At 34.2% G+C, this 12,049-nt stretch carries 9 protein-coding genes; 4 read left to right on the forward strand and 5 right to left on the reverse strand.

Going from position 1 to position 12,049, the window contains the following annotated elements; all coding sequences use genetic code 11:
• The 3 genes from WBY99_RS08935 to WBY99_RS08945 all read left to right on the forward strand — a co-directional run.
• A partial coding sequence (locus WBY99_RS08935) for a M23 family metallopeptidase (protein ID WP_423975984.1) occupies window positions 1–527 on the forward strand: 527 nt, incomplete at its 5' end.
• Window positions 528–538: 11 nt separating this feature from the next.
• Window positions 539–1,432: a 3-hydroxybutyryl-CoA dehydrogenase gene (locus WBY99_RS08940; RefSeq protein ID WP_423975985.1), complete on the forward strand. Its 894-nt coding sequence runs from the start codon at window positions 539–541 to the stop codon at window positions 1,430–1,432.
• Between the two features lie 137 nt (window positions 1,433–1,569).
• Window positions 1,570–1,809 carry a hypothetical protein gene (locus tag WBY99_RS08945; protein ID WP_133440359.1) on the forward strand — a complete coding sequence of 80 codons (240 nt, stop codon included), beginning with the start codon at window positions 1,570–1,572 and terminating at the stop codon, window positions 1,807–1,809.
• 72 nt (window positions 1,810–1,881) lie between these two features.
• Here WBY99_RS08945 and WBY99_RS08950 read toward each other — a convergent pair whose 3' ends face one another.
• The 5 genes from WBY99_RS08950 to WBY99_RS08970 form a co-directional block, all read right to left on the reverse strand.
• Complete coding sequence (locus WBY99_RS08950) at window positions 1,882–2,319, reverse strand: META domain-containing protein (RefSeq protein ID WP_423975986.1); 438 nt, start codon at window positions 2,317–2,319, stop codon at window positions 1,882–1,884.
• A 133-nt stretch (window positions 2,320–2,452) separates the two neighbouring features.
• Window positions 2,453–4,855, reverse strand: a complete 2,403-nt coding sequence (gene pheT / locus WBY99_RS08955; protein ID WP_423975987.1) for a phenylalanine--tRNA ligase subunit beta — start codon at window positions 4,853–4,855, stop codon at window positions 2,453–2,455.
• 161 nt (window positions 4,856–5,016) lie between these two features.
• Window positions 5,017–6,147, reverse strand: a complete 1,131-nt coding sequence (dnaN, locus tag WBY99_RS08960; RefSeq protein WP_423975988.1) for a DNA polymerase III subunit beta — start codon at window positions 6,145–6,147, stop codon at window positions 5,017–5,019.
• A gap of 99 nt (window positions 6,148–6,246) precedes the next feature.
• Window positions 6,247–6,963 carry a DUF2490 domain-containing protein gene (locus tag WBY99_RS08965; protein WP_423975989.1) on the reverse strand — a complete coding sequence of 239 codons (717 nt, stop codon included), beginning with the start codon at window positions 6,961–6,963 and terminating at the stop codon, window positions 6,247–6,249.
• Window positions 6,964–7,053: 90 nt separating this feature from the next.
• Window positions 7,054–8,862 (reverse strand): TonB-dependent receptor, encoded by a 1,809-nt coding sequence (locus tag WBY99_RS08970; RefSeq protein WP_423975990.1) that lies wholly within the window; start codon window positions 8,860–8,862, stop codon window positions 7,054–7,056.
• A 379-nt stretch (window positions 8,863–9,241) separates the two neighbouring features.
• Here WBY99_RS08970 and uvrA point away from each other — a divergent pair, with 379 nt between their 5' ends.
• On the forward strand, window positions 9,242–12,028 hold the full coding sequence (uvrA, locus tag WBY99_RS08975; protein WP_423975991.1) for an excinuclease ABC subunit UvrA: 2,787 nt from the start codon (window positions 9,242–9,244) through the stop codon (window positions 12,026–12,028).
• Window positions 12,029–12,049 lie beyond the last annotated feature (21 nt).

Here is a 12,049-nt window from a genome sequence, read left to right on the forward strand (position 1 = left end):
CTTATAATTATGGGAATTCTTTGCAGGAAAAATTTGATGAAGATTATATCTATTCATTACCTTTCGAAAAAGGAAAAACACAATCAATCTTTCAAGGCTACGATGGAAAGTTTTCGCATCAGAATGAATTTGCATTGGATTTCGATTTAAAAACAGGAAGCGATATTTTGGCTGCCCGCGACGGGATTGTAGTCGTAGTGATTAATAATAATAACCAAAGTTGCCCCGATATTTCCTGCGCAAAATACAATAACAAAATCGTCATCATGCACAGCGACGGCACTTTTGCTGATTACTCGCATCTCGAATACTACGGTGCAATCGGTAAAAAAGGTGATTATGTAAAAAAAGACCAACTTATTGGTTATAGTGGAAGTACAGGTTTTGCAAGTGGTCCACATTTACATTTCGCAGTATTCATCAATAGAATTGACGGAAAAAGAACATTTATAAAAACAAAATTTAAAACCTCTGAAAGTAAAGCGACACTTTTAGAAGAAGGAAAAAATTATACTAAAAATTATTAAAGAATTTAAAAATGAATAAGAATATTGTAGTTATCGGCGCAGGAACCATGGGAAACGGAATTGCACACACTTTTGCACAAACCGGATTTACCGTTAATTTAGTTGATGTTTCACAAGAGGCATTGGATAAAGGGATTGCAACGATTACAAAAAATCTTGACCGTATTATCGCAAAAGGAAATATGTCCGAAGAGCAAAAAGCTACGACTTTAAATAAAATTTCGACTTTTACCAATTTGGGAGATTGTGCTTCAAATGCTGATTTAATCGTTGAAGCGGCAACTGAAAACTTAGATTTGAAATTGAAAATTTTCAAGCAAATGGATGAATTAGCTCCAGCAAACTGTATTCTTGCGACCAATACTTCTTCTATCTCTATTACTAAAATTGCATCGGTAACCAATCGTCCCGAAAAAGTAATCGGAATGCATTTTATGAATCCGGTTCCGATTATGAAATTGGTCGAAATCATCAAAGGCTATTCTACTTCGAAAGAAACTTTTGACACGATCTACGAAATGAGCAAAACTTTAGGAAAAGTTCCGACCGAAGTGAACGATTATCCGGGTTTTGTGGCGAACAGAATTTTGATGCCGATGATTAATGAAGCCATCGAAACTTTATACAACGGCGTTGCAGGTGTTGAAGAAATCGATACGGTGATGAAATTGGGAATGGCGCATCCGATGGGGCCTTTGCAATTGGCTGATTTTATTGGATTAGATGTTTGTTTAGCAATTCTAAATGTAATGTACGACGGTTTCAAAAATCCAAAATATGCTCCGAATCCTTTGTTGGTGAATATGGTAATGGCAGGAAAATTAGGAGTAAAATCTGGCGAAGGATTCTACGATTATTCTGAAAGCAGAAAAGCAGAGAAAGTTTCGAAAATGTTTGCGAAATAGTTTAAAAACTTCGAACCTTTTACTTTCAGAGAAAAACAGATTTTAATCAGATATAAAATTTCATTAAAATTAAAATTCACAGGAATCAATTTCAATAAATAATTATTATCTTTGACCCAGTTATAAACATTAAGAAAATGAAATTACCAAAGTTTTTATTAGCAGACAATTCAGATTTTCCTGAAGATTTATTCGTAGTTCATACCGAATACCCAAGATTTGTTTTGAATGTTGAGGAAGAGGAAGTAGAATGGTTCGACGATCTGGAAGGCGATGACGAAGAAACAGTAGCAGATGAAGCTACCAAAGTAGTCGAAGCAGCTTTCAAATGGTGCGACGAAGAACTCGCTAAATATGATGAGGAAGAAGAAGACTAAATAGCAAAAAAAAACAAAAAGGAACTCCAATTAGAGTTCCTTTTTTTAGGTCTTTTGTTATTGAAGTAAAGTTTATAACTTATTAAATTTCAGTAACAAAAGATTGTCTTTATACAATTCTAAAGTGGTTCCATTGACCACATATTTTGTGGCAGCACCCAGCATACTGAAGTAGTTTGTTTCTTCGCTCATATTGTCACACATCATTTTGGTAGAACCGATATTTTTGGTAGAAAAATTCCCAACCGTACGATCCAGCATTACCTCTCCAAAATAACTGTTGCAGCCGCCGTTTCCAGTAATTTTTGCAGATTCAATAACCAAAGTCGGTTTTTTGCCTTTTACATTATCCGCCAAAGTCCATTGGGTATTTGCGATATTCGGTTGAGGCGTTCCTACTTTTGATTTGGTAGTCGTCATCGTGGTACAAGAAACAATCGTTGCAGCAGTAAATATCGCTAAGGAAATATTTCTAAAAATATTCTTCTGTGGGAAGTGAATTGCTTTCATTTTTAAAATTTTAATACCTCAAATTTAAGTAATAATATTGATTTAATGGATAACAGGAAGATTTAAAGTTTGTCAGAAAATACAAAAGCATCTCTTTTCAGAAACGCTTTTGTAATAATATTAATAGATTTGTTTAAGATCTTAATTCTGCAGAAAATTCTTTCTGGAAAGTTTTAATTAAAGAATTCATCACTTCCGTAATATCTTTATCTTCTAAAGTTTTTTCTTCATTTAAAAGTTCAAAACTCATGGCGTAAGATTTCTTTCCTTCCGGAAGATTTTCACCTTCATAAACATCAAATAAATTAATATTTTTCAAATATTTCGAAGGATTTTTTCTGGCTGCTTTATAGAGTTCAGCGTATGTTACGTTTTTGTCAATCAATAACGCCAAGTCTTTTCTGGTGGTATTGAATTTTGGAATATCTTTAAATTTCAAATTCTCTTTGGCTCTGAAACTCTGAGCAACTTCCAATTCTATTTCCGCATAGAAACATTCTTGCGAAAGGTCGGCATCTTTTAACAATTCGGGAGCAACTTTTCCTAACCTGGCAACGGTTTCCCCATTTACCGTTAATTCAATTGCATCGGAAAAACGAACGTCTTCCAAATATTTTTCTTCAATCGAAACAGGAAGTACATCCAAAAGAACTTTCACATAAGATTTCAATCGGGAGAAATCGGTAATGGATTTTGGCTGCAACCAGTTTTCTGCTTCATCTCTTCCTGAAACCAAAATCGCCACTTGTTTTCTCTCTAAATACGTTTCTTTTTTGTGGTAGATTTTACCCAATTCAAAAAACTTAATATTCGGATTTTTTCTTTTAATGTTATAATCTGCATTTTCTAAAAGTCCTTCTAATAAAGACTTTCTCATAAATGCTAAATCTCCACTTAATGGATTTAAAAGTCGAACTGCATCTTTTTCATCTTTCACAGAAGTTAAAGAATTATTCATCACCTCATTGAAACCATTGCTTTGCAAAGTTCTCGCCCAAGAGTTCTCTAAAGCATCCTGATCATCAAAACTTAATTTTACTGGCGTGAAAGAAATCTTTTGTGGAGAATCAATTTTGTTGTATCCGTAAATTCTTAAAATTTCTTCAATAACATCAATTTCTCTGGTAACATCGGCTCTGTAAGCCGGAACAGAAATCTCTAAACCATTCTGAATTTCATTTAAAACCGTAATTTCGAGGGATTTTAAAATCTCTTTGATTTTCTCTTTATGAATTTTAGTTCCTAATATTTGTTCCACTTTAGAAAAACGAAGAATGATATAATGATCTTCGATTTTTGTTGGGTAATGTTCTAAAAGTTCACCAACCATTTTTCCTCCAGCGATTTCTTCAATCATTGCAATTGCATGAGTCAGCGTAGTTCTGGTCATGTTTGGATCTACTCCACGTTCGAAACGGAAAGAAGCATCGGTATTTAAAGAATGAAATTTCGCCCCTTTTCTTACACCAACCGGATTGAAATAAGCACTTTCCAAAAAGATCGTTTTGGTATTTTCTGAGACTCCGGAATTCTGACCACCGAAAACGCCCGCAATACACATTGGGTTATTTTCGCCGTCTTTGATCATGATTTCGGTTCCGTTCAAAGTTCTTTCAACGCCATCTAAAGTGGTAAATTTTGTTCCTTTTTCATTCACGCCGACTTTCACTTTTTTACCTGAAATTTTATCAGCATCAAAAGCGTGAAGTGGCTGTCCCAAACCATGAAGAATATAATTCGTGATGTCTACAATATTATTAATCGGACTTAAACCAATCGCTTTCAAACGATTTTTCAACCAATCCGGAGAAGTCTTCACTTCAACATTTTCGATTACTGCACCGATATATCTTGGGCATAATTCCGAATCTTCAACTTCAATTTGAAAATCAGTAGTTCCTTCAATATTTAACGGTTTTGAAATTACTTTTTCAAAATTAGAATTATTTTGATGAGTACTCAAATAGGCGTTTAAATCTCTGGCAACACCGTAGTGCGACATTGCATCAGTTCGGTTTGGCGTTAAACCAATTTCATAAACCTGATCATTGGTCAACTCAAAATAATCTGCGAAATCCTTTCCGATTTCAAATTTATTTTCATCCAAAATCATGATTCCGCCGTGATCATCGCTCAAGCCCATTTCGTCTTCAGCACAGATCATTCCTTGGGAAACTTCACCACGAATTTTGGCTTCTTTAATGTCAAAAGAACTTCCGTCTTTTCCGTAAATTTTCGTTCCAACTACAGCGACAGGAACAGTTTGTCCTGCAGCAACATTGGGCGCACCACAAACGATATTTAAAATTTTCCCAGATCCAACATCAACTGTTGTAACTTTTAATTTATCAGCATTTAAATGTTGTTCGCAAGTCAAAACTTTCCCAACAACGATTCCTTGCAAACTTCCTTTCACCGATTCAAAAGGATCAATCCCTTCCACTTCAAGACCAATATCGGTGAGATATTCGCCAATCTTTTCGGATTTTAAATCGGTGTTAATGTATTCTTTCAGCCAGTTGTTTGAGATTTTCATTTCTGTCGTAAATTTCAGATGTTAGATTTCCTATTTCTTGAATAAAGGGTTTAAAATAAGAAAGGTGCAAATATCGTGATTTTGAAGGTTAAAAAAAAATTGAGATTCAAAAATCTTTGAATCTCAATTAATATAGCGTACAATTATTTAAAAAGGCGTTCTTACATTCCGATAACCGGCATCGAAAGCATTAATAATTTTTCCTGATCTTCTAAACCGTCAACTGGCTCAATGATTCCTGGTCTGTTTGGTTGTGACATTTTCATGGTAATATCATCTGCCGAAAGCACCGATAACATTTCAGTTAAAAACTTAGAACTGAAACCGATATTGATGTCTTCACCATTGTAATCACAAGGAATCTGCATATCTGCTTTGTTCGCAAATTCTGTATCTTCTGCATGCAAATGAAGAAGATTCCCTGACAATCTGAAACGAACCTGATTCGTAGATTTGTTTGACATAATCGAAGCTCTTCTAATTGAATTCAACAAAAGAGTTCTATTAATCGTTAAAATATTTGGATTTTCTTTAGGAATAACCGCCGAATAATTTGGATATTTCCCATCGATTAAACGACAGATCCAGATATTATTTCCGAAAGTGAACTTCGCCATATTTTCATTAAACTCGATAGAAACTTCGTCATTAGAAGATGCTAAAATGCTTTTGAAAATTGCCAAAGGTTTTTTCGGCATAATGAATTCTACTGGCTCAGCGTTTACCAAATCGGTTCTTTTGTAAACCACTAAACGGTGCGAATCTGTAGAAACGAAATTGGTTTCATCTTCTTTGAACTGGAACAGAACTCCTGTCATCACTGGACGCAAAGAATCGTTGCTGGTTGCAAATAAGGTATTGTTTAATGCTTCAGATAAAATACCTGCAGAAATCGTTACGCTTTGAGCCGCATCGAATTCTGGGATTTCTGGATAATCTTCTGCATGATCTAATGCCACTGCGAAGTTATCTTTTTCGTCTAGAATTTCGAGTAATTTTCCGTTTCCATCTTCAGCATCTTTCACAGAAAGCGTTAAAGGTTGGTCGCCATAGGTTTTCACGAATTCCTGAAATATCTTCGCTGGGACAGCAATCTTTCCTTCTACATCAGACTTCACATCCAAAGAAGTAATTAAAGTGGTCTCCCCATCTGAAGCGGTAATTTTCAGTATCTCTTTTTCAATTTCAAACAAAAAGTTTTCCAAAATTGGTCGCGACTGTGAATTGGAGATTACTCCGCTCACGGTCTGTAGGGCTTTCTGTAATTCACTACTTGAAACAATAAATTTCATAAAATCAATTATTATTAATTTCACAAATATATAAATTAAACCCTAAAAAATGCAATATTTTGAGTGATAAAAACCATTTCAATGAAAAAGTTATCAACATTAATCAAGATCTGGCAAGTCTTTTTTGTGCGATTTAATGCGTTCGATATTTACAGATAATCCTAAATAGAGATAGTGTAAATTTTTGTTCCCCGATTTTGCAAATTCCCTTTGCCAAAGATAGCCAGAAGTAATCGCAAAGTCATTATCAATCTGATAAGAAAACCCGCCAAAAACTCGATTCCTAGCAAATAATGGGTTTTCAGTAGCCACAAAGAAAGTTTCGTCATAAGCCATCGCAGAAAGTGTTCCTGTTTCTATTTTTTCTGAATTTAAAGGAACCGAAATATTAAGTCGATACCGGAAACGAATTCGATCTGAATGCTCATCTTTTAAAGTATTATAAAACCAACTTTTTTCTGCGCGAAAACGATTTTCAAATTTAAATTTTCCTGTTTTAATATCGATGATATCTTGCAGCCAAACCCGAAACTCTTCCTTTTCTAAAGAATGGTTTTTATAATTTACATATCTCCCGATTCCGACTAATGGCTTGTGATTTTGTGTTAAATTATAACCAATCCCCCCTTTAATTTCGTAATAATCTGGATAAGAAAAATCTGCTATTCCACGCAATTGACCTTCGGTATAGGCAAATATTTTCGAATTGTGTTTGTAATTAATAGTAATGACATTGTAACTGGAAATTGATTCTTTCTGCGCTGATAAGTTCAGCATTAAAAGTGAAGCGACCAATAAAAGAACCTGTTTTGACATGCTACAAAAATAAATAAAAAAGAAGAAATTTCAGTGTCTTTTTTAGAGCCTAAAACCATTTCGCCATTTGTTCAACAATTTTCCCAAAAACTACAATCTTATTTTATAAGTAAAACCTACATGAAACCAGCGTTTAGGCATCGGAACTCCAAAGGCTTCTTTGTAATTCGTATTGGTAATATTATTAACTAAAATGTAAATATTCAAATCTTTAAAATCATAACCTAATTTCCCATCCAGCAATTGGTAACTCCCAGTTGTTACTCTTTCATTATACCTATAAATCAATTGGTTGGTTAAATTTTCGAAAATTTGAGTTTCTAATTTTGCCACAAACTGATGTTTCAAATTTTCAAGAATATATCTAGAAATCAAATTCTGTGGTTCTTTTGCTTTACTGTCCAGAAAAGTATAACCCAAAGAGTAAGACTTAACAAACGAATTAAATTGCTGACCCACTTCTACTTCTACTCCATTGGTTTCAATTTTTCCAATGTTTTCTGCAACCCAAATTCCATTTGCTGTTTCTTTCACCCAATCAATCGAATTTTCAGAAGTTCTATTGAAAAAACTTACTTTTCCTAAGAAATTATTTTTTTGAAAACGATAACCTAGTTCAGAGGAAATTCCATTTTCTGGTTTCAAATCTGGATTTCCCATTTCGGTTTTACTCGCATAATACAAATCAGTAAAGGTTGGGATTCTATTGACCTTTGCAATATTTCCGTAGATTTTATGATTTTCATTAAAATCAAATCCGACATCTAAACCTGGATAAAAAAAGTCGCCAACATTGTCATAATTCGCCCAAGAAATTCCGGGAGAAATCTGTAATTTATTTTGAAACAAAGAGAAATTATGCTCAAAGAAAATCTCTGTCAAAAACCTTTCACGATGTCCTAAATTGTTACTTACCAAAAATTCTTTTCTGAATTCAACCCCTAATCCTGTCGTTCCCAAATCCGACGAATACGAACCATTAACTTCTGTACCCACATTATTTCCGATGTGCATATTTCGATAAATTTCCGGTTTTTCTCTATTGAACAAGTATAAATCCTGACCTCTTCGCCAATAAATATTTGAATTCAAATTGAACTGATTGAATTTCTGCTCATAACCCAAACTTACAATGGATGCCTGCGTTTCTTCATATTGCTCCGTTGCTGCTGGCGAAGAATAAAATCCATTTGCACCAAATTTCTTTTCCTGAATTCCGGTCTGAAATTTCATTAATCCATTATTAATTTTATACTGGTTTTGGTAAAAAATATTATTGATTTTATAATCGGTATTATAGCGATAACCATCAGAACTCGAAGAACTTGCCTGAATAAAATTAGAGGATTTTTCATTTCCAAAATTTGCTCCAAGCCCCAGAGAATAGGTTTTGTAATCACCTCCCGTTGCCGAAATAATCACCTTTTCTTCAGAACTTACTTTGGTAATAATATTGATAACTCCAGCGTAAGCGTTTTGTCCGAAACGTCTTGCAGCCGGACCTTTGATGATTTCAATTTTTTCTACTGACGCCAGATCAAACGGAAGACTCATTGAGTTATGTCCCGTCTGGGAATCATTCATCCTCACGCCATTCACCAGAATTAATACTTGTTCGAAAGTACTTCCACGAAGTGAAACATCTGCCTGAACACCATTTGCTCCTCTTCTCTGAATATCAAATCCTATGATTTCTGCTAACAGTTCTTCAACGCTTTTCGCTGGTGAATTTTTTATTTCTGCTTTTGAAACAACGGTAATATTTTCATTGACTTTCTTTATCGGAAGTTCCAGAAACCTTCCCCGAAACGTAATTTCTGGAATAGAACTTTCTTTTTCCTGTGCTGAAAATTGGTAAATAACTCCTACCAATAATACACCTGCAACAATCCTTGTCATAATGATACTTTTTATGTTTAAATTCTATCAATTCAACAATCATCAAAATCGATAGGTTATCTTTACTAATACTTATTTCGATGATTTAAAGCGGCAAATATATTTAAGAATATCGAAACAAAACAAGTGTTATTTTAAGAAAAAAAATAGTATTAAATAACAAAAAAAATGCAATACTGAGGTATTGCATTTTTTTTAAAGATGTAATTAAAAAACGATCTTTTTCGCATCAAATCTTTAATTAAATCATTCAGAATTTTTCTCATGATATTACTGCATTTTGGTTCACACAGATATTGTGATTTTTATCTAAATATGCAGAAAATTCTAAAAAGTTTTCTTTTAAAAATCCGTAATTTTGTAACCTTTAAATTTTACAATGACTATACTCACAGATATCGATATTAAGAAACAACTTTTCGTAAAAAATGCGCACCTTAATAATCTAAAACATATTGACGTTCTGATTCCTAAAAACAAATTAATTGTAATAACCGGAGTTTCAGGAAGTGGTAAATCTTCGCTCGCTTTTGACACCATTTATGCTGAAGGACAAAGGCGTTACGTCGAAAGTTTAAGTTCTTACGCTCGACAGTTTTTAGGAAAACTAGAAAAACCAAAAGTTGATGACATCAAAGGTTTGGCTCCGTCGATTGCGATTCAGCAAAAAGTAATTTCATCGAATCCACGTTCAACTGTTGGAACTTCCACAGAGGTTTACGATTATTTAAAATTGCTTTTCGCCAGAGTTGGTAGAACATTTTCTCCGATTTCGGGAAATGAAGTAAAGAAAGATTCGGTAACCGACGTCATTAATTTCATTCAAAAAAATGAAAACCAAACTTTTCTTTTGCGGACCCCTTTAACTTTTGAAGTTTCTAAATTTACGGATCAGGTCAATACGTTGAAACTTTCAGGTTTTACCAGATTAGAAGTCAACGGAAATGTTGCAGGAATCGAAGATTTAGAAAGTTTCGGTTTTGTACCAGAACCCGATATGGAAATTCAATTGGTCATCGACCGTTTCAGTTATGAGGAAGATGAAAGTTTTCTGCAAAGATTGGCAGATTCTATCCAAATGGCTTTCTACGAAGGTCTTGGACATTGTTCTTTAAAAAATATTGAGACCGGAAAAATCACCGAATTCTCCAATAAATTTGAACTCGATGGAATGGAATTTCTAGAGCCGAATGTTCATTTTTTTAGTTTTAACAATCCTTATGGCGCTTGTCCCGAATGCGAAGGTTATGGCAAAGTAATTGGAATTGATGAAGATTTAGTGATTCCAAATAAAAATTTATCTGTTTTCGAAGAAACCGTTGCTAGTTGGAAAGGAGACAGTATGAGCGAATGGAAAAGAGATTTCATTAAAAAAGCCAAAGACTTCCCTATTCATAAACCTTATCATCAACTTACAAAAGAGCAAAAAAACTATTTATGGAAAGGCGATGGAACTTCTGGTTTTCCGTCTATTCATAATTTCTTCAAAATGTTGGAGGAGAATTTATACAAAATCCAGTATCGTGTAATGCTTTCTCGTTTTCGGGGAAAAACCGTTTGTCCGACTTGCGAAGGCTTGCGTTTGCGTGAAGAAACGAAATGGGTAAAAATCGACGGACATAATATTCAATCGGTAATTGAGTTGCCTTTGGACGAATTCTTACCTTTAATAAAATCTTTAAAACTCAATAAACACGATGCAGAAATTGCAAAACGTTTGCTGTATGAAATTACAACTCGTTTAGAATTTTTAGAAAAAGTCGGTTTGGGTTATTTGACGATTAACAGAACATCGAACACGCTTTCTGGTGGCGAAAGTCAAAGAATTAATTTAGCAACTTCGCTGGGAAGTTCTTTGGTTGGATCGATTTATATTTTAGACGAACCTTCGATTGGTTTGCATTCCCGAGACACCGAAAATTTAATTGAAGTCTTAAAAAGTCTTCGAGATTTAGGCAATACCGTAATCGTTGTAGAACACGATGAAGACGTAATGAAAGCGGCAGATTATATTATCGATATTGGTCCAGAAGCAGGATATCTCGGAGGAGAATTAGTCTTTGCCGGACACTTTGACGATTTGGAAAATGCGGATACTTTAACTTCAAAATATTTAACTGGAAGATTAGAAATTAAAGTCCCAGAAACCCGCAGAAAACCGAAAGAATGGATTCACATTAAAGGTGCTCGCCAGAATAATTTAAAAAATATCGATGTAGATATTCCACTAGAATGTTTGGTGGTGATTTCGGGAGTTTCAGGAAGTGGAAAATCTACTTTAATGAAAGAAATTCTAACCAATGATATTCAGATACAACTCGGAATGGGCGGAAAAAAAGGCGATTATGATTCGGTGGATTTCCCGACTAAACTGATTAAAAATATAGAACTGATTGACCAAAATCCGATTGGTAAATCTTCCCGTTCGAATCCTGTAACTTATTTAAAAGCATACGATGATATTCGGGATTTATTTTCAAAACAGAAATTGGCAAAAATGCAAGGTTTAATGCCGAAGCATTTCTCCTTTAATGTGGATGGTGGACGATGCGATGATTGTAAAGGTGAAGGCGTAATTACCGTGTCAATGCAGTTTATGGCAGATATTGAATTAGAATGTGAGACTTGCCATGGAGCACGTTTTAAGAATGAAATCCTCGAAATTAAATTTGACGAAAAAAACATTTCAGATATTCTCCACATGACTGTAGATGAAGCGCTGGAGTTTTTCAAAGATAATCAGCAAGATAAAATCGTCACCAAATTAAAACCTTTGCATGAAGTCGGTTTAGGCTATTTGCAATTGGGACAAAGCTCTTCTACCCTTTCTGGTGGTGAAGCGCAAAGAGTAAAACTCGCATCGTTTTTGGTAAAAGGCGTTACAACTGATAAATCGCTATTTATTTTTGATGAACCTTCAACAGGCTTGCATTTCCACGACATTAATAAATTGTTGAAATCACTTCAGGCCTTAATAGAATTAGGACATTCGGTAATTGTAATTGAACATCAACTGGACATTATTAAAACCGCAGATTACATTATTGACATTGGTCCAGAAGCCGGAAAATACGGTGGCGAAGTTGTTTTCGCAGGAACTCCTGAAGATTTAGTAAAAAATAAAAAATCATATACAGGGAAATATTTGAAGGAAAAATTAAAGTAATTTGATTGACCTAAATATAAC

Origin of the sequence: Kaistella sp. (assembly GCF_049588135.1) — a bacterium.
In the GTDB taxonomy this organism is placed as follows: domain Bacteria; phylum Bacteroidota; class Bacteroidia; order Flavobacteriales; family Weeksellaceae; genus Kaistella.